General features: G+C 71.6%; 18 protein-coding genes. 7 read left to right on the top strand and 11 right to left on the bottom strand.

Going from position 1 to position 17,246, the window contains the following annotated elements:
• Positions 1-62 precede the first annotated feature (62 nt).
• Together DQ384_RS01670 and DQ384_RS01665 are read left to right on the top strand one after the other, a co-directional pair.
• Entirely contained in the window at positions 63-395 is a 333-nt protein-coding gene (locus DQ384_RS01670) for a hypothetical protein (RefSeq protein ID WP_114026838.1), read from the top strand.
• Positions 392-850 carry a hypothetical protein gene (locus DQ384_RS01665; protein WP_114026837.1) on the top strand — a complete coding sequence of 153 codons (459 nt, stop codon included), beginning with the start codon at positions 392-394 and terminating at the stop codon, positions 848-850. The genes DQ384_RS01670 and DQ384_RS01665 overlap by 4 nt, the downstream gene beginning before the upstream one ends.
• Here the strand turns inward: DQ384_RS01665 and DQ384_RS01660 are convergent, their stop codons facing one another.
• Positions 851-1,666 carry a class I SAM-dependent methyltransferase gene (locus DQ384_RS01660; protein WP_114026836.1) on the bottom strand — a complete coding sequence of 272 codons (816 nt, stop codon included), beginning with the start codon at positions 1,664-1,666 and terminating at the stop codon, positions 851-853.
• 111 nt (positions 1,667-1,777) lie between these two features.
• On the opposite strand from DQ384_RS01660, the gene DQ384_RS01655 reads away from it, so the two are divergent.
• Together DQ384_RS01655 and DQ384_RS01650 are read left to right on the top strand one after the other, a co-directional pair.
• Positions 1,778-2,113, top strand: coding sequence for an ArsR/SmtB family transcription factor (locus DQ384_RS01655; protein WP_114026835.1), 336 nt, complete (start codon positions 1,778-1,780; stop codon positions 2,111-2,113).
• Positions 2,113-2,841 carry a cation efflux transmembrane domain-containing protein gene (locus DQ384_RS01650; protein ID WP_114026834.1) on the top strand — a complete coding sequence of 243 codons (729 nt, stop codon included), beginning with the start codon at positions 2,113-2,115 and terminating at the stop codon, positions 2,839-2,841. Before DQ384_RS01655 ends, DQ384_RS01650 begins: the two co-directional genes overlap by 1 nt.
• Before the next feature lie 54 nt (positions 2,842-2,895).
• On the opposite strand, the gene DQ384_RS01645 is transcribed toward DQ384_RS01650, so the two are convergent.
• Positions 2,896-3,774 carry an SDR family NAD(P)-dependent oxidoreductase gene (locus tag DQ384_RS01645; protein WP_181870964.1) on the bottom strand — a complete coding sequence of 293 codons (879 nt, stop codon included), beginning with the start codon at positions 3,772-3,774 and terminating at the stop codon, positions 2,896-2,898.
• A gap of 105 nt (positions 3,775-3,879) precedes the next feature.
• Here DQ384_RS01645 and DQ384_RS01640 point away from each other — a divergent pair, with 105 nt between their 5' ends.
• Positions 3,880-4,338 carry a MarR family winged helix-turn-helix transcriptional regulator gene (locus DQ384_RS01640; RefSeq protein ID WP_114026833.1) on the top strand — a complete coding sequence of 153 codons (459 nt, stop codon included), beginning with the start codon at positions 3,880-3,882 and terminating at the stop codon, positions 4,336-4,338.
• A 27-nt stretch (positions 4,339-4,365) separates the two neighbouring features.
• On the opposite strand, the gene DQ384_RS01635 is transcribed toward DQ384_RS01640, so the two are convergent.
• From DQ384_RS01635 to DQ384_RS01625, 3 genes are all read right to left on the bottom strand, one after another.
• Positions 4,366-5,274, bottom strand: a complete 909-nt coding sequence (locus tag DQ384_RS01635; RefSeq protein WP_245966177.1) for an ABC transporter permease — start codon at positions 5,272-5,274, stop codon at positions 4,366-4,368.
• Positions 5,267-6,193 carry an ABC transporter permease gene (locus tag DQ384_RS01630; RefSeq protein ID WP_114026832.1) on the bottom strand — a complete coding sequence of 309 codons (927 nt, stop codon included), beginning with the start codon at positions 6,191-6,193 and terminating at the stop codon, positions 5,267-5,269. The genes DQ384_RS01635 and DQ384_RS01630 overlap by 8 nt, the downstream gene beginning before the upstream one ends.
• 196 nt (positions 6,194-6,389) lie before the next feature.
• Positions 6,390-8,006, bottom strand: coding sequence for a peptide ABC transporter substrate-binding protein (locus DQ384_RS01625; RefSeq protein WP_114026831.1), 1,617 nt, complete (start codon positions 8,004-8,006; stop codon positions 6,390-6,392).
• Positions 8,007-8,134: 128 nt separating this feature from the next.
• Between DQ384_RS01625 and DQ384_RS01620 the strand changes: the two genes are divergently transcribed.
• Complete coding sequence (locus tag DQ384_RS01620) at positions 8,135-9,118, top strand: helix-turn-helix transcriptional regulator (protein ID WP_114026830.1); 984 nt, start codon at positions 8,135-8,137, stop codon at positions 9,116-9,118.
• Positions 9,119-9,144: 26 nt separating this feature from the next.
• On the opposite strand, the gene DQ384_RS01615 is transcribed toward DQ384_RS01620, so the two are convergent.
• From DQ384_RS01615 to DQ384_RS01600, 4 genes are all read right to left on the bottom strand, one after another.
• Positions 9,145-9,621, bottom strand: coding sequence for an ATP-binding protein (locus DQ384_RS01615; protein WP_114026829.1), 477 nt, complete (start codon positions 9,619-9,621; stop codon positions 9,145-9,147).
• A gap of 182 nt (positions 9,622-9,803) precedes the next feature.
• Positions 9,804-10,751 carry a polyphosphate kinase 2 gene (gene ppk2 / locus DQ384_RS01610; RefSeq protein ID WP_220182718.1) on the bottom strand — a complete coding sequence of 316 codons (948 nt, stop codon included), beginning with the start codon at positions 10,749-10,751 and terminating at the stop codon, positions 9,804-9,806.
• Positions 10,752-10,888: 137 nt separating this feature from the next.
• Positions 10,889-12,130, bottom strand: a complete 1,242-nt coding sequence (locus DQ384_RS01605; RefSeq protein ID WP_114026827.1) for a YncE family protein — start codon at positions 12,128-12,130, stop codon at positions 10,889-10,891.
• A 296-nt stretch (positions 12,131-12,426) separates the two neighbouring features.
• The gene (locus tag DQ384_RS01600; protein ID WP_114026826.1) at positions 12,427-13,131 is read right to left on the bottom strand and encodes a YqjF family protein; all 705 of its coding nucleotides are present in this window, start codon (positions 13,129-13,131) and stop codon (positions 12,427-12,429) included.
• Between the two features lie 445 nt (positions 13,132-13,576).
• Here DQ384_RS01600 and DQ384_RS01595 point away from each other — a divergent pair, with 445 nt between their 5' ends.
• Positions 13,577-14,644 (top strand): lytic transglycosylase domain-containing protein, encoded by a 1,068-nt coding sequence (locus DQ384_RS01595; protein WP_114026825.1) that lies wholly within the window; start codon positions 13,577-13,579, stop codon positions 14,642-14,644.
• On the opposite strand, the gene DQ384_RS01590 is transcribed toward DQ384_RS01595, so the two are convergent.
• Positions 14,625-15,926: an MDR family MFS transporter gene (locus DQ384_RS01590; protein ID WP_114026824.1), complete on the bottom strand. Its 1,302-nt coding sequence runs from the start codon at positions 15,924-15,926 to the stop codon at positions 14,625-14,627. The two genes, DQ384_RS01595 and DQ384_RS01590, sit on opposite strands and share 20 nt — an antisense overlap.
• On the bottom strand, positions 15,923-17,227 hold the full coding sequence (locus DQ384_RS01585) for an ATP-grasp domain-containing protein (protein ID WP_220182717.1): 1,305 nt from the start codon (positions 17,225-17,227) through the stop codon (positions 15,923-15,925). The genes DQ384_RS01590 and DQ384_RS01585 overlap by 4 nt, the downstream gene beginning before the upstream one ends.
• Between the last annotated feature and the right edge of the window lie 19 nt (positions 17,228-17,246).

Below are 17,246 nucleotides of genomic sequence, written 5' to 3'. Positions count from 1 at the left end.
AGCCATCGTGGAGGTCCGCGCAACGGTTTCTTGAAGCCCAGTTCGAAAGGTTGGGACTCCTGGTGAGCTACCCCTTGCCCGATGACGTCGAGCACCTCGACACCCTCGCCCGCGCGATCGACCCGCAGCGGTACTCCGCCCGCGTGGTGCGCGGCTACGCCCTTCCGTTCCTGCGGGTGATCTCGCTCGCGGCTCCGGCCCTGACCGAGCGGATCACCGTCCGGCGGGACGCGACGGGATCGCTCTCGTTCTGGTGGAGCTGGAACGAGCGCCTCGGCCCCGCGCACGACGTCGGCCGCGCCGTCCAGAAGATCATCACCGTGCTGGGCCCGGTGACGGCGGACGAGCGGGCGGGCGGCACCCCCGAGGAGGACGCTACGGGGAGCCCGGCATGACGAGCCGCCTGCCAATCAATCCGTACGTCCACGTCCCCCTCCAGGACGGCGACGAGCGCGACCGTACAGCGGGCGGACTTCAGCGGCTGCCGCTGGCCGCGACCGCCGAGGAGAGGTTCGCGGGCATGCTGAGCCTGCTCGGCCGACACCTGCGCGCCCACGGGATGCGCACGCTCGTCGTCCGCAGGATCGGCCTCACGCTGCGCTTCCCGAAGGAGATGGGCGTGACGACCTTCCAGAGCCCGGAGATGCGCGTCAGCGCGCCGGGCGATCCGCGAAGCGCGGTCGTCACCGTCGAGCGCGGGCGCTGCGGGCCGACGATTCTGGTCGCGTTCCCCTCCGGCGGGGTGCCGAGCCTCCGGTTGCGGCCGGTGGACGTCGACCTCACGGTCAGCCTGCTCCTGCAGATGTTCGAGATGGACGGACGCACCGTGGCCGGCACGAACCATTGGTGATCAGAACCGGTACCGGATGATGCTGCCGATGCGGCGCAGGAAGTAGATGCGGTTCATGATGGCCAGCGCCGCGCGGTAACCGGCGGGGAGCTTGGACACCTCCGGGACGTCCGAGTAGAAGAGCTGGTCCTCCAGCCGCAGCCGGGGCACGGACGCGGCCAGCTCGGCGGGGTCGTCGATTCCCCAGCGCAGGGTGGCTCCGGTCGCGCGGATCGCCGGTTCCAGGCAGCCGAGCTTGACGGCGAGGCGGCTCAGCGCGTCGAACATGATCTCGCCGGAGGGGAACCTGGCGGTGATGCCGCTCAGCAGGTCGTGCACCTCGCTCGCGGTGAGGTACATCGTCAGGCCCTCGGCGACGACGAGCACGGGGGCGTCCGCCGGGACCCGGTCGAGCCAGGCCGGGTCGGTGGCGGGCAGGCCGATCATCGTGTAGCCGGGCCGGGGCGGGAAGAGGTGCTCGCGCAGCTCGATGACGTCGGGGAAGTCGATGTCGAACCAGCGGACGGTGGGGGGCGGGTCGAGACGGTAGACGCGGGTGTCCAGGCCGCAGGCCAGGTGGATCACGGTCGCGTCCGGCGTCTCGGCGAGGTGGGCGGCGGTGAGGCGGTCGATGGTCTTGACGCGGATCGCCACGCTGAGCGCGTCGACGGAACGCATCCTGAGCTTGCCGAAGTCGTAGTCGAGGCGGTCGACGGCCTGCTCGGCGAGCGGGTCGCGCAGCACGGGGTCGGCGGACCGGCTGTGCGCGGCGCGCCCGTAGAGCGTGGCGAGCAGCGTCTCCTTGTCCCCGGTGAGATCGACCTTCTCCCGCGTCACGATTTCAATCTATGGCCACATACGCGGCGCTCGACTGCCCCTCCCCCGCATGACGGCCGACCAACATAGTTCAGGATTTCCTGAATTCAGGACTCCATGTACTTTGGGGACATGTTGACGATCGCTTCGGAGATCGAGGTCCTCGCCCGGTTCGGCCGCGCGCTGGCCGATCCGATCCGCTGCCGGATCCTGGTGATGCTCCGCCAGGCTCCGGCGCATCCCGCCGAGCTTGCGGAGTCACTCGGCATATCGCGCACCCGGCTGTCCAACCACCTGGCCTGCCTGCGCGACTGCGGCCTGGTGGTGGCCGTCCCGGTCGGCCGCCGCGCCCGGTACGAACTCGCCGACGAGCGGCTCGGTCACGCGCTGGACGACCTGCGCTCCGCGGTGGTCGCGGTGGCCTCCGACCGCACCTGTGCCGACGCCGACGAGAAGGACTGCTGCTGATGGCCACGGTCCCTCTGGCCAGCGTCCACGACTCGTCGGCGGAGCGGCGTGCGATCCTCCGCCGACGGATCCGGCTGCTCGTGGCCGCCACCATCACCTACAACGTGGCCGAGTCCATCGTCGCCATCACCGCCGGCGCCCTGGCCTCCTCCGCGGCGCTGATCGGATTCGGGCTGGACTCGGTGGTGGAGGTGGCCTCGGCGGCCGCCGTGGCCTGGCAGTTCTCCGCCACCGACCACGAGCGCCGCGAGAAGTCCGCGCTGCGCCTCATCGCGCTCTCCTTCTTCGCCCTGGCCGCCTACGTCACCGTCGACGCCGTCCGTGCCCTGGCCAGCGCGGTCGAGGCCGGGCACTCCACCCCGGGCCTGACCCTGGCCGCCCTCAGCCTGATCATCATGCCGCTGTTGTCGGCCGCCCAGCGCCGCGCCGGCCGCGAACTCGGCTCCGCCTCGGCGGTGGCCGACTCCAAGCAGACCCTGCTGTGCACCTACCTGTCGGCGGTCCTGCTGGCCGGGCTGGCGGTCAACAGCCTCTTCGGCTGGTCCTGGGCCGACCCGGTGGCCGCACTGGTCATCGCCGCGGTGGCGGTCAAGGAAGGCCGCGAAGCCTGGCGCGGGAACGCCTGCTGCGCCGTCCCCACCACCACGCGGGCCGGCGACGCCACCGGCTCCGACACCGACGGCTGCGCGGACGGCTGCTGCTCGCCCGCCGGCGAGGGCGCTCCATGATCGTGCCGGCGGCGCACCCGATACCGGCCCCGGATGACCTGCCCTGAGGGAGTGTCAGGTCTTGGCGGTGAGGATGTCGTCGAGCAGGGTGGCCGTGGTCTCCCACAGGTCGCGCTGGACGGCCGCGTCGCGGCCTGGCGGCGGGCATTCCAGGGGTTCGGCGTTCTTGGCGGAGAAGTAGCCGCCTGTGGTGCCGGCGAAGGCCGGGTCGGTCGCCAGGCGGGTGATGATCCGGGCGCCTCGGCGTGGATCCCCGATCCGGAGGGTTGTGAGGATCTTCTCCAGCGCCCCCGCGAAGGGCAATTCGCGTCCGAGCCCGGTGGTGTTGAAGCCGGGGTCGCAGCAGTTCGCGGTCACGCCGGTGCCCTCCAGCCGCCGCGCGAGCTCCTGGCTGAACATGATGTCCATCAGCTTCGACCGGCCGTAGAGCGTGGACGACTCCCGGCGCGTGTAGTCGTCGGTGAGGATGAGGTCGCGCGCCGGGGTGATGCCGCCGGAGTGTCGCGCGGCCTCGGAGGCGACGGTGACGACACGCGCGGGCCGCGAGGCCACGAGCGTGTCGCGCAGCGTGTCGGTGAGCACCCAGGGCGCGAGGTAGTTCACCGCGACCATCTCCGCGAAGCCCTCGGGCGTGACCCGCTGGGAGAACGCGTGCACGCCGGCGTTGTTGACCAGCACGGAGATGCGCTCGTGCCGTGCGCTGATCTCGCGTCCGATCCGGCGCACGTCTCGGAGTGAGGACAGATCGACCAGGTACGCGTCTACCGGCGTGCCGGGGGCGATGGCGTCGATCTCCCCGCGCAACCGGTCGATCTTGGCTTGGCTGCGGGCGACGATCCCCAGGTGGACTCCCTGTCGCGCGAGGTCGAGCGCGACGAGCCGCCCGAGGCCGTGGGTGGCGCCGGTGATGATCACTACGGGTCGGCTGTCCACAGTGTGCTTCCTCTCGGCTTTTCATGAGGTACCTCATTAACGTAGCATCGCTGAGGTACCTCACAAAATGACGCCGACCGGGGGGACGAAGCCGTGGGTGATCGGATGGCGCCCGAAGATGCCGGGATGCGCTACCTGTCCGTGGCCTATGCGGTGCGCAAGGCGGTCGACGATCACATGACCGCCGGTGGCCTGTCCCTGGCGCGCACGAAGGTGCTCCAGGTGCTGGATCGCGCGGGGCCGCTCAGCCAGGCGGCCCTGGCGTCCGAGCTGGGGTTCGCCGCGCGCTCGGTGTCCCAGGCCGTCGAGGCTCTGGAGCACGAGGGACTCGTGAAGCGGGAGCCCCATCCCGACGACCGCAGGGCCAGGCTCGTCCTGCTCACCGCCGAAGGATCGGCGGCCCTCGCCGCGGGCACCGCCGCCGGAGAGCGCGTGCTCCGGCAGATCTTCGGCGGCCTCGACCAGAAGGACCTGGCGAACCTGCACGGCCTCCTCGACAGCGTCGAGAAAAGCGTGGCGCAGGCGGCTCGGACGCCCCCGGGCTCGCGACCGCGCGGACGGTGACGCGCTACCGCGTCGAGGTGACGGGGGTCAGCGGAGTTTGGGGTCCAGGGCGTCGCGGACGACGTCGCCGAGCATGAGGAAGCTCAGGACGGTGGCGGTGAGGAACAGGGCCGGGAAGACCAGCAGGTGGGGGTACTCGGAGAAGAAGGTCTGGGCGACGTTGAGTTGCAGGCCCCAGGACACGTCGGGGTACTGGAGGCCGACGCCCAGGTAGTCCAGGGTGGCCTCGCCGGAGATGACGTTGCCGATGTTGAGCATCGCGACCACGAACACCGGGGCGACGGAGTTCGGCAGGATGTGCTTGAGCATGATGCGCCGGTCGCTCGCGCCCAGCGCTCGGGCCGCCTGGACGTAGTCGGAGTCGCGCACGGCGATCACCTGGCCGCGCATCAGCCGGGTCATGGTCGTCCAGCCGAGCAGGACCAGCACGATCGTCATGGCCCAGATGCCGTGCCCCGGGAAGGCGACCAGCACCACCGTCGAACCGAGGACGAAGGGGATGCCGAAGAACACGTCGGTCACCCGGGAGATGATCGCGTCCAGGACGCCGCCGTAGTAGCCGCCGACGAGGCCGAGGACGACGGCGATGAACAGGGCGAAGACCGTGACGGCCACGCCGATGAGCACGGACGCGCGGGTGCCGTGGACGATCTGCGACCAGTAGTCGCACCCCTGCAGGTCGTACCCGAACAGGGCGGTCGCGTCCGGGCCCTTCTTGGACATGCGCAGCCGGCAGCCCTCGTTCGGGCCGAGGCGAGCGAACAGCGAGGGGAAGGCGGCCATGGCGCAGGCGAGCAGGAGGATGACCGCCGAGATCCAGAACAGGACGCGGCGCCGCAGGTCGAGCCAGGCGTCGTACCAGAGCGAACCGCGCACCTCGCGCGCGGGCCTCGGGCCGGGGGCGGCCGTCTCGGCGGAGGCCTTCAGGTCAACCACGGCGGATCCTCGGGTCGAGCACGCCGTACAGCAGGTCGACGAGCAGGTTGGCCAGGATGAAGATCATCACCAGCAGGGTGGTGACGCCCACCACGACGGGCCCCTCCTGCAGCTGGATGGACTGGAAGACCTGCTGGCCGATGCCGGGCAGGTTGAAGATGCCCTCGGTGACGACCGCGCCCGCCATGAGGTTGCCGAAGTCGACGCCGAGGTAGGTGACGACCGGGATGAGTGAGTTGCGCAGCGTGTGCCTGCCGATGATCCGCGTCCGGCGCATGCCCTTGGCGGCGGCCGTGCGCACGTAGTCGGCGCGCAGGTTCTCGACCACGCTGGTCCTGGTCAGCCGGGCGACGTAGGCGAGGCCGAAGGAGCCGAGGACCATGCCGGGCAGGAGGTAGCTCAGCGGCCAGCCCTGGTCGGTGCCGGCGGTCGGGAACAGGCCGAGGTTCAGGCCGAGGACGATCTGGGCGGTGTAGCCGACGACGAAGACCGGCACGGCGATGACGAACGTCGTCCCGGCCAGCACGGCGGTGTCGGCGAGCCTGCCGCGGCGCAGCCCGGCGAGCACGCCGAGGCCGATGCCGACGACCAGCTCGAAGACCCACGCGGTGAGGGCGAGCTGCGCGGTCACCCCCCAGCGATCCTGGAGCAGCTCGCTGACCGGCTGCCCGGTGAACGTCTCTCCGAGGTCGCCGCGCAGGAAGACGCCGGCCATGTAGAGGCCGTACTGGACGATCAGCGGGTCGTTGAGGTGGTAGTGCTCGCGCAGCGCCTGGAGGACGTTCTCGGGCAGCGGCTTGTCCCCGGCGAGGGCGAGGATCGGGTCGCCGGGCAGGGACCACACCATCGTGTAGATGAGGAAGGTGGTGGCCACGAAGACGGGGACGGCCTGGAGCAGGCGGACGACGGCATACCTCACGGACGCGCTCCCCCGCCGCACGGCCCGGCCTGGCCGCACGATCCGGCTCCCCCGCCGTGCCCGGCCACTTCGTCATGCGCCCCGGCGAGCCCGCCGTGCGACCCGGTATCGCGGTACGGCCCGGCCGTCCCGGTGCGGGCATGGGAGGGCCCCGGCCGGCGCGGGGCCGGGCGCGGGGTCCTCGTGGTGCGCATTCCTACTTGACCGTGATCGCGTCGAGGTTGGGGCTGTAGGCGTCGATCTTCACGTCACCGATCTTGCCGGAGTAGCCCGCCTGGTCCTGCCAGTTCCACAGCGGGATCATCGGCATCTCGCGCAGCGCGATGTCCTCGGCCTGCTGGTAGAGCGGGACGCTCGCCTCCATGCTCGCCGCCGCGTTGGCCTTGGCGATCAGGTCGTTGAACTCCTTGTTCTCCCAGCCCATCCGGTTGCCCTCGCCCCACATGCTCTGCAGGTAGTTCTGCGGGCTCGGGTAGTCCATGACCCAGTTGTTGCGGTACGGCCCGTCCTCCTTCTTCTCCCTCAGCGTGGAGAGGTAGTCGGCGGCCGGGATCTTGCGGAACTGGATGTCGGCGATGCCGAGGTTCTCCTTGAGCTGGTTGGCCACGGCCTGCATCCACTGCTCGTAGCTGGGGTCGGCGTTGGAGAAGTAGAGGTTCAGCGTGCCGGTGAACCCGCCCGCCTGGTCGTACAGCGCCTTGGCCTTCGCCGGGTCGTACACGCACGCCTCGCCGCAGGCCGTCTCGCGGTACCCGGGGACGAGCGGCGCGACCAGCGAGGACATCGGCTTGAACGCGCCGCTGTAGACGGCGTCCACGATCGCCTGCCGGTCGATGGCCATCGAGATCGCCCTGCGCAGCTCCGGCTTCTGGAACCGCTTGTCGAACACCGGGAAGCCGAGGTAGTCCATCGTGCCGCTGGCCGTCGGGACGAACCGGTCGCCGAGCAGCTTCTTGGCCTCGCTCGCGCTGGCGGGCGGGATGGTCTGGAGCAGGTCCACGTTTCCGGCCCGCAGGTCGGTGTACGCGGTGTCGCGGCTGGCGTAGATCTTGAACAGGACGGCGTCCGCCTTGGCGGCGCGCGCGCCCGCGTACCCGGCGAACTTCTTCACCTTGATCTGCCGGTTGTGCGCCCAGGCCCCGTCGAGGGCGAACGGGCCGTTGCCGATCGGCGCCTGGTCGTATGCCTTGAGGTCGGTGAACGCGGCCTTGGGCATCGGCGCGAAGCCGGTGTAGGCGAGCGTGATCGGGAACTGGCTGAACGGCTCGGTCAGGTGCACTTCGAGCGTGTTCGGGTCGACGACCTTCAGGCCGCTCATCTTGTCGGTGGCGGGCTTGGCGCCCTCGGCCTCGGGGTTGAGGTCGGCGTACCCCTCGATGTTGGTGAAGTAGTAGTTGTTGGTCCAGGCGTTCGGGCCGTACGCGGTGGCGTTCCACGCGTCGGCGAAGCTCTCGGCCGTGACCGGCTCGCCGTTGTGGAACTTCTGCCCCGGCTTGATCTTGATCGTCCAGGTCTGCTGGTCCTGGCTGGTGACCGACTCGGCGGCCCGCATCTGGGGCTGCCCGCTCGGATCCAGCACGACCAGCGTGTCGAACAGCGCCTGCAGGACCGTGATCGAGTAGCTGCTGGAGGTGTTGCCGGGCATGAGGTGGTCGGGCTCGTTGAGGGCGACGGAGAACTGCTTCGGACCGCCCTGACCTCCCTGTCCTGCCTGGTCACCGCTGGAACTCCCGCTGGAACCGCCGCAGGCGCCGAGCGCGAGCGCCGCCGCGAGCATGACGGCGGCACCCCGCGCCTTGTTCAGGACCGTCACTGTTCCTCTGCCTCTCCGTCGCTCCGGCGTGATGCCGGAGAGGCTAAATAGGCGGGCAAGGCTCTACATCGGAAGGTTTACGTATTCCCCCAACGATCTCTGTCCGGCAAGCTGATCGCGGAGGGTCAATGGATAGCATCACCCTGAGCGCGCGCCACCTCCATGCGTTCGCCGAGGTGGGGTTCCAGGTTGCCGGCGGATCGGGGGCGCACGGCGCCATGACGGCGCTGCGCAAGATCATTCCGGTGGAGGCGTACGAGTTCGTCGCCTACGACCCCGCCACCGGGCGCCATCGCAGCCTGGTGTCCTCCGGGTACGCCCGCGTGGACGAGGACGCCGCCGAGGAGTACGCCCGCCTGGACCCCTACCGCCGCGCCATGGCCTCCCGCGTCCCGCTGCCCATGGGCTCGCCCGGGACGGAGCTCTACTACCGCAGGCACCTGGAGCCGTACGGCTGGCGCTCGGGCCTGACCGCGCCGCTGTTCGTCGGCGACGTGGGCGAGGCCCGCTACACCGGGCTGCTGCACGTGAACGCGCGCCGCGCGCTACCGCCGGAGACCGGGACGGTGCTCGGCGCGGTGGCGAGCACGCTCGCGCACGTCACGGACGTCACCCGCTGCGTGATCGACCCGTTCGGCCTGCCGCCGGGCTTCCACGCCGTCGCCTTCGAGCGCGGCGGGCGGCGCCGGGCGGTGGCCGGGTGGCCGGGGTCGGAGGCCATCGAGCGCGAGCCGGCGATGGCGGACCTGGCCAGGGACTTCATCGACTCGCGCGAGCTGTCGCGGCGCGGGCTGTGGCCGGACTCGACGGGCCAGTGGCGGGAGGTGCGGGTGCACAGGGCCGGGGTGGGCTTCCACGGCGCGATCCAGGGCGCGGTGATCGCCGAGCGGCCGTGTTCCCTGCCCTACGACCTGACCGCCCGGGAGGTCGAGGTGCTGACCAGGGTGGCCTTCGGCGACTCCAACCCGCAGATCGCCGCGGCGCTGGTGCTCAGCGTCCGTACGGTGACCACGCACCTGGAGCACATCTTCGCCAAGCTGGGCTGCGACAGCCGCACCCGCCTGACGACCAAGGTGCTGGCCGAGGGCCTGTGCCGCCTCGACGTGCCGTGACCGGGGGAGGCCCCCGAGGGCCGCGGTCAGCGGGCGACCCTCAGGGACTTGGTGGAGTTGCCGGGAGTGACGGGAGCGGAGCTCAGCAGGTCGACGTGCATCTCGAACCACACGTTGTTCGTCCCCGCCTCCCGGATGAAGCCCCAGCGGTGCGCCAGGGCCTCCAGCAGCAGCAGTCCGCGGCCCCCGGTGTCGAGGGGCGAGGACGGGCGCCAGCCGAAGGGCGGGTCGAGCGAGCCCGCGTCCTGGACGGCGATCCGCACCCACTCGGCGGAGTAGGACACGCTCAGCGTGAACGTCCCGCCGTCCCCCGAGTCGGAGTGCACCACGGCGTTGGTGGCGATCTCGCTGGTCAGCAGCACACAGTCGTCGTGGAGCGGATGTTGCGCGCCGAGCGCGGAGGACACCAGCCGCCGGGCGCGCGCCACGGCGTCCGGATCCCCCGCGAGGTGGAGCACACGGTCACTGTCCGCTCCCGCCCTGCCGTACGGTGATGAAGTCATGCGACCCCCGATGAGTGATCTGCTCGCACCCTCGTGTTAAGGACGCCGCGATCATCGTCGGAGATGTCGCCAAAAGGTAGGAACCCGGTCGCCACGGGGTGGTCCTGCCTCACCGCGCGGGGAGCTCACGTACTCAGAGGGGATATTTTCCTCACCTCTGGACGAACGGGTCTGTGCGCACCTCAGGACCGCGACGGAGGCGGCAGGCTGATGTGCCCGTCGTCGTCGGCGTCGGAGACGTCCTCCTCCACGATGTCCGACGCCGACCGCACGATCAGCGGGTCAGGGGTGCCCACCACGTCGTGGTCCTTGTTGTCGTAGTCGAACAGGCTGAGGACATGGCGCATGGCCTCGATGCGGCCGCGCTTCTTGTCGTTGCTCTTGATGACCGTCCAGGGCGCGTCCTCGGTGTCGGTGTTGAGGAACATGTCCTCCTTCGCCCGGGTGTAGTCGTTCCACTTGTCGAGCGACTGCAGGTCCATCGGGGAGAGCTTCCACTGCCGCACCGGGTCCACCTGGCGGATGATGAACCGCGTGCGCTGCTCGCGCCGGGTGACCGAGAACCACAGCTTGACCAGGCGGATGCCGTCGCGGACGAGCATGCGCTCGAACAGCGGCGCCTGGAGCATGAACTCCTGGTAGTCCTCGGGCGAGCAGAAACCCATCACCCGCTCGACCCCGGCGCGGTTGTACCACGACCGGTCGAACAGGGCGATCTCCCCGGCGGCGGGCAGGTGGGCGATGTACCGCTGGAAGTACCACTGCGTGCGCTCGCGCTCGCTCGGCTTCTCCAGCGCCACGACGCTCGCGCCGCGGGGGTTGAGGTGCTCCATGAACCGCTTGATCGTCCCGCCCTTGCCGGCGGCGTCGCGGCCCTCGAAAAGGATCACCAGGCGCCCGCCGGTGTCCTTGAGCCAGTACTGGAGCTTCAGCAGCTCGATCTGGAGCAGCCGCTTGGTCTGGTCGTACTCGGGGCGCGACATGCGCTCGGTGTAGGGGTAGTGCTCGCGCCAGGTGTCGACCGGCCGCCCGTCGGCGTAGAACAGGACGGGATCGTCGTCGTCGCCCGCGTCGACCCAGAGGCCGGGGGTCCGGTCGAGCAGTTCGCTGGTCGGCAGGTGCGCATGCATGAAGTCAGACTGCCCCGAATCCATACTTTTAGCATTTCACACCTTTCGGATGCCTTTCCTACGTCGTGATGAACAGTGCAGATCATCGGGGACGGATCATCGGGGACGGCCGCCACCGCGCCCGTCCCGGCGACGGGTCAGCGGAACACTCCGGTGTGGCCGAGCGAGTGGAGCCCCGGCTGCGGGTAGACCGCCAGCCCGTGCGGCCCGGCGCCGACCTTGATCTTGCGCACGACGCGCCCGTCGCCGGTGTCGAAGACGTAGACCTCGCCGTTGTAGCGCCCGGCCAGCCACAGCTGGCGGCCGTCCGCCGAGACCCCGCCCATGTCCGGGGAGCCCCCGCCCGGGATGCGCCAGATGTCGACGGGCCTGCGCTTGGCGAACGACACCACCGACACCGACCCCGCGCCGCGGTTGGAGACGTAGAGGCTGCGGGAGTCGCGGCTGACGTAGAGCCCGTGCGCGCCCGCGCCCGTTCTGACGAACCGGTCGACGCGGAACTTCTCGGCGTCGACCAGCCAGATGCCGCCCATCGCCATGTCGGCGACGTAGAACGTCCGCCCGTCGGGTGACAGCTTGACGTCCTGCGGCATGCTGTGGGCCGCCCCGTCGTGGTGGGCCGGGAGGTGCACCACCTTGCGCACCTTGCGCGCCACCCAGTCGACGGCCACGAGATGGCCGGAGAACTCGCAGCTCGCCAGGAAGATGGAGCCGTCCACGGTGAAGTCGGCGTGGTTGATGCCCCGGCACGGCATGTCCATCGAGCCGCGCAGTTTGAAGGTGCGCGGGTCGCGGAAGTCCAGGCGGTTCAGCCGCTCGGCCATCACCAGCGCCGACGTGCCGTCCGGGGTGAAGTAAAGGTTGTAGGGGTCCTCGACGGGGATCGGCTTGCCCGGCCTGCCGCTCACCGGGTCGATCGGGGTGAGGGTGTTGCCGTCGTTGTTGTTCACCCAGAGGGTCTTCAGGTCCCAGGACGGGACGACGTGCTGCGGGCGCCGGCCCACCGGGAACTCCCGGATCACCTTGTAGGTCTTCGGGTCGATCACGCTGACGGTGCCGCTCTCGCTGTTCGGCACGTACACCCGCGAGGGGAACTTCGCGACCTCAGGGCTGAGCATGCCGGGCCGGTCGTTGGCGTAGACGTCCGTGACGGTTTTCCCGGCTCCGCCCGCCTTGGTCTCGGCCTTACCGGCCTCGTTACCGGCCGCTTTCCCGGCCCCGCCGTTCGGCTCGGCCTGGGCGCCCGGAGGCTTGGCCGCCGTCACCGCCTCCCCGCCGCGGGCGTCACCGTCCGAGCAGCCGGAGGCCGCGACGGTGAGGGTGGCGGCGAGTATGAGCACGGCGGCGGGCGGCCCGCCTCGCCGCGTCGTCGCCGTCATCCGCGTTCCGCCGTTCGCCCCCGCATGACCTGCCCTCTCTGTCGTCCGCTCCGGCTCCGACCGGCTACGGAAACGCTAGGAGCGGGAGGGACGGCGGGCGCTCACCCCGTGGTTAGCGGCGTGTTCGCCGTGAAGGGGACACCTGCGGCGCGCGGCGCGCCACTGCGCACTCCACAGCGTTTCTGCGCAATCAGCGACAGAGCGGGCACCGACCGGTCAGCTCGGCGCGTCCCTGTGGAGCCACCGTGAACGGCTCCGACCCCGGCGGCCGGCGGGCGAGGGGCCGGTGGGAGGGATCATCTCCGGCTCCACATGCCGATCCGGACACGCACCCCCGCCGAGGCGTGCACGAGCGGCTCCTGCGCGGGGGCGGGGAGGCCCGCGGCGCGCACGACGTCCTCGTCGAGGTGGGTGAGGCGGGCGTGGCGCAGGGGCCAGGGGCGGTGCTCCACCCGCGCGGAGGCGAGGCCGCCCGCGACGACGGTGAACAGGCGGTACCGCTCGGTGAGGAACTCCGCGAGCCCGTCGCGCCCGGCCAGCGGAGGGCCGAGCTCCACGTCGGCGTCGCACCGCGCCCCCGCCGGCCCCGGCACGCGGCGGCGGGACCGGTAGACGTAGCGGTCGCCGTCCGCGCGCACGGACATGTCCGACCAGAAGTACGGCAGCCGGTAGCCGGCCCGGCCGCCGACCACGGCGGGCAGGTAGCCGGCGTCCAGCGACAGGAACCACAGGCCGGAGCGGCCGCGCGCGTCCCGCACGTAGGTGCGCACGTTCGTCTCGGGAAACCAGGACGACCCGGGCGGCGGCGGCACCCCGGGCACACGCAGGCCCTCCATCGCGAACGGCACGAGGCCGACCCAGGCGTCGCCGTCGAACTCCTCGGCCGTGAGACCGCGGGGCAGCAGGCGCTGGACGGCCGCGGCGGGGTACCGCCAGTGGATGAACGTCAGATCCGACCACGCCTGGTACATGATCGGGCGCGGCACGCGTGTCGTCCCCATGCCGGTGCCCTACCCCGGACGGGCGCCGGCGACCACGCGATTGGGGAGGGAACGGCCGGGTAGGTCACCGCGCGAGCACGGAGCGGAGCGCGGGGCCGTATGGAGCGTAATTTCAAGATCCGCCCGCTGGGCGGGGCGGCGGGATGCCTGACGATGATCATCATCTCGGTCGTCCTGTCGGTGCTGCTCACGGTGCTGGTCAACGCGTTCCTGCGCTGACCGCCACAGGGCGGGACGGCTACGAACGAGGGCCGGGCGGCCAGGCGCCGCTGGTCGACGCCGGTCCTGCGCTGACCGCCACACGCCGGGAGTCCTCCGCCGGGTGCGACTCCCCCCGCGCCGGCCGGGCCTTTCCTCCCCCGGCGGCGAGGTGGCGGGGGGTAGGGTCGGGCGCGTGGCGCTTCCCGGAGGTATCGACGTGGCATCGCGGGGAAACGGCTCCGGCGTGAACGCGCGAACGGATCCTCTCGGCGCGGCCCCGCCGCAAGGCCGTCAGGCGGACCCGGGCGCCCGGTGGGCCGGGCCGCGGCTGGCGGGTCTGCTGATGACCGGCGTGCTGATGACCGGCTGCGCGAGCCCGGCCACCGAGCCGGTGACGCCCGCGACACGACCGGCCGCGTCCCCCGCCCCGCCGTCCACGTCCTCGGAGCCCGGAGCGTCCGAGACCGGAGCGTCCGAGACCGTGGGCCCCGATGACGGTTCCCCTCCCCCGGGGACGCCGCGGCCGTCCGCGCACGGAGACGCCCTGCCCGCGCCGGACGCCGCCGTCCCCACCGACCCGGAGCGCCTGGCGGAGGCGCTCGTGCGGACCGACGCCGCGCTCGGGCGGGCCGTGGACGCCTGGCTCGGCGAGGACCGGAAGGCCGACGGCGAGCCGCCCGAGCCGGTCGTGCTGCTGTCGCTGTACCAGCAGCGCGTGTACCGCCTCATGGGGCACCGACCCGAGCTGGCCCGCCGGGTCGTCGAGCGCCTGCCCTCCCGCCTGGCCGCCCGCGCCCGGGACGACGCGGAGGCGGCCCGCAGCCTGTTCTCGCTGACCCGGCCGACCTCCACGCCCGGCAGGTTCCGCACCCAGGAGCCGCCGGACGCCGAGAAGCTGCGCGGCCACCTGCGGGAGGGCGAGCGCAGGTTCGGGGTCGGCTGGGAGGTGCTCGCGGCGGTCATGTTCGTGGAGACCAAGTTCGGCCGCCTCAGGTCGCCGAGCTCGGCGGGCGCGCAGGGCCCGATGCAGTTCATGCCCGCGACCTGGAGGGCGTACGGCCTGGGCGGCGACGTGCACGACCCGCGCGACGCCGTCCTCGGGGCCGCCAACTATCTGCGCGCGTCCGGCGCGCCCCGGGACTACCGGCGCGCGCTGTACGCCTACAACCACGACCGGCGGTACGTGGACGCCGTACAGCGCTACGCCCGGATGATGCGGCGCGACCCGCGCGCCTATTACACGTACTACAACTGGCAGGTCTTCGTGCTCACGACGCGCGGTGACCTGCGCATCACCGGCCCCCGGGGCTAGCCGCCAGGTCCTCCTCGGCCCGGGGCGCGCCCGCGTCCAGCGGCGCCTCCGCGATCGGCGACTCGGTGACCGCCGGTTCCCCGTCCGTCACGGCCGGGGCCGTCGCGGGGCGGGTCATCCCGGCGAGGGCGGCCACCACGGCGAAGACCGTGATGACGCCGGACCCCCACCAGACGCCGTCCGGCCACAGCGTCCACAGCGTGACGCCGATCACCGGCCCGGCCGCGTAGCCGATCTGCATGGGCATCGCCGCCGCGGCGATGTACCGCCCGCGCATCCCCGGAGGGGCGACCTGCCCGGGGTAGGCGGACACGGTGGGGGTGCCGACGATCTCGCCGAGCGTCCACACGAGCGTCGCCACCACGAACATCGCGACCGCGGGCCCGGCGACGTAGAGGTTCATCCCGACGCCGACCAGCCCGACGCCGACCGCCACGGCCAGCTTCGCGGGCATCCGCTGCACGAACTTGGTCAGCGGCAGCTCCAGCGCGATGACGACGACGGCGTTCAGCGACAGCAGCGCCGCGTACAGCTCGGGCGTGTTCCCGTCCGCGGTGACCTGCAACGGCAGCACGGAGACGTGCTGGATGTAGACAACGGCGTTCAGGAACAGCGCCAGCATGAACAGCGTGAACCGGCGGTCCGCCAGCACGCCGAGGTACGACCCGCGGCCCGCGCCGTCCGCCGCGGCGTCCTTGCCCGCCACCGTGTGCGGCAGGGTGAGCGCGAAGACGGCGAACAGGACGGACGTCACCGCGTCGACGTAGAACATCAGGTCGTAGGAGTAGGTGATCAGCAGCGCGCCGAGCAGTGGCCCGGCCGTGGTGCCGAGGTTGAACGCCAGCCGGTACACGGCGAAGACCATGACGTGCTGCCGCTCCGGGGTCAGCTCGACCAGCATCGCCGAGGACGCCGGGCGGTAGGCCTGCCCGAGCGCGCCGACGACGGCCGCCACCACAACGATCAGCGGCAGGCTGGGCAGGACGACGATGAGCGTCGTCAGCGCCCCCGCGCCCGCCATGGACGCCACGATCGTCCACCGGTAGCCGAACCGGTCCGAGACGGTGCCGCCGGCGAGCACGCCGGCCACCGAGCCGACGCCGTAGGCGCCGAGGGCGAGGCCCGCGCCGTACGCCGCGAACCCCTTGTCGGTCAGGTAGAGGACCAGGTAGATCTGCAGGAAGTTGCCCAGCCGGTTGACCAGCATGCCGGTGAGCAGCAGCCACACCGGCCGCGACATCTCGCGAACCGTCTGGACGACGGACGGGTGCTCTGCGCTCATCGGGCCGCGACCTCCGCGGGCGTGGCCTCCAGGGGGCGGCCGGTGATCTCGATGATGCCCGCAGTGTCCACCTGGGCCTCCTCGGGGGTGTCGGCCAGGGTGATGATCCGGCCGTATCGGGCGATGTAGCCGCGCGGGGGCAGGCGCAGCACCGCGCCCGGGTCGGCGAGGACCTCGGCGCTGTGCACCGGCGGGGTGAGCCGGTCCTCGTGGACGGTCACGGTCTCGACCGTCAGGTCCCGCTCGGGGTAGAGGAACGCGACCGTGGCGACCTTGCGGTGCGTGAACGCGGTGTCGGGCTCGCGGCCCGCGGCCACGTCCGCGGCGGCCAACGCGAGGTCGACGCCGGTGGCGAGGTGGCCGAGGTAGGGGATCATGTCGCCGCCGAGGCGGGCGTTGACCTCCAGCAGGCGCGGGCCGCGCGGGCCGAGCCGGAACTCGGTGTGCGTCACGCCGGTGTGGAAGCCCAGCGCCTCGTGGGCGCGGCGCAGCGCGTCCACCAGCTCGGGGTCGGTCAGCAGCGGGTCGGCGGCGTCGACGAGGTGGCCGACCTCCTCGAAGAACGGCGCGAAGCCGACCCGCTTGCGCGCGAGGGCCAGCGGCACGCAGTTGCCGCCGTAGAACACGGCGTCGACGCTGATCTCCGGGCCGTCCACGTACTCCTCGACCAGGACGGACACCTCGTACACCGGGACCCCGGGGTAGGACACGGCGGTGGCGGCGGCGTAGGCGGCGGTGACCTCGCCGGGGCCGGCGGCCAGCTTGACGCCCATGCTGCCCGCGAGGCCGCGCGGCTTGAGCACCACCGGGTAGCCGATCTTGTCGGCGGCGGCCAGCGCCTCGTCCAGCGACGCGACGCCGATGGAGATCGGCTGCGGCACGCCGGCCTCGTCCAGGGCGACGCGGGTGGCGTTCTTGTCACGGCAGGCCGCGATGACCTCCGGCGGGTTGCCGGGCAGGCCGAGCGCCTGGCTCACGAAGGCGGCGGGCCACACCAGGCCCTCGTCGTAGCAGAACACGCCCGCGACGTCGTGACGGGCGGCGACCTCGCGGGCCGCCTCGACGAGCTTGACCGCGTCGGTGTTGTCCACGACGGTGTTGCCGGCGACGTACGGCGCCTCCCAGGACACCTCCGCCGGTTGCAGCAGCCACAGCCGGTAGCGCGGGGCGACCGACCGCAGGATGAACTCCCTGTTGCGCTTGGAGCTGCTGCCTATCAGTAAGAGCAACGGCTTGCCGGACTCGGCGTCCAGTCCCATCTCCCGCTCCCTCGCCGGACGGACCTCGTCCGTGCCGGTCATCGCAGTGGTCGTCTTCGGG

Origin of the sequence: Sphaerisporangium album (genome assembly GCF_003323745.1) — a bacterium.
Lineage (GTDB): Bacteria > Actinomycetota > Actinomycetes > Streptosporangiales > Streptosporangiaceae > Sphaerisporangium > Sphaerisporangium album.
The sequence above is the reverse complement of the archived record's forward strand: the minus strand, read 5'-3'. Positions and strand labels throughout refer to the sequence as shown.

Excerpts from the sequence above, each read along its gene's own strand:
- DQ384_RS01655 (WP_114026835.1), top strand. The coding sequence starts at position 1,778 with ATGTTGACGATCGCTTCGGAGATCGAGGTCCTCGCCCGGTTCGGCCGC.
- DQ384_RS01585 (WP_220182717.1), bottom strand. The coding sequence starts at position 17,227 with ATGACCGGCACGGACGAGGTCCGTCCGGCGAGGGAGCGGGAGATGGGA.
- DQ384_RS01605 (WP_114026827.1), bottom strand. The coding sequence starts at position 12,130 with ATGACGGCGACGACGCGGCGAGGCGGGCCGCCCGCCGCCGTGCTCATA.
- DQ384_RS01600 (WP_114026826.1), bottom strand. The coding sequence starts at position 13,131 with ATGGGGACGACACGCGTGCCGCGCCCGATCATGTACCAGGCGTGGTCG.
- DQ384_RS01615 (WP_114026829.1), bottom strand. The coding sequence starts at position 9,621 with ATGACTTCATCACCGTACGGCAGGGCGGGAGCGGACAGTGACCGTGTG.
- DQ384_RS01620 (WP_114026830.1), top strand. The coding sequence starts at position 8,135 with ATGGATAGCATCACCCTGAGCGCGCGCCACCTCCATGCGTTCGCCGAG.
- ppk2 (WP_220182718.1), bottom strand. The coding sequence starts at position 10,751 with ATGCATGCGCACCTGCCGACCAGCGAACTGCTCGACCGGACCCCCGGC.
- DQ384_RS01650 (WP_114026834.1), top strand. The coding sequence starts at position 2,113 with ATGGCCACGGTCCCTCTGGCCAGCGTCCACGACTCGTCGGCGGAGCGG.
- DQ384_RS01665 (WP_114026837.1), top strand. The coding sequence starts at position 392 with ATGACGAGCCGCCTGCCAATCAATCCGTACGTCCACGTCCCCCTCCAG.
- DQ384_RS01590 (WP_114026824.1), bottom strand. The coding sequence starts at position 15,926 with ATGAGCGCAGAGCACCCGTCCGTCGTCCAGACGGTTCGCGAGATGTCG.
- DQ384_RS01640 (WP_114026833.1), top strand. The coding sequence starts at position 3,880 with ATGGCGCCCGAAGATGCCGGGATGCGCTACCTGTCCGTGGCCTATGCG.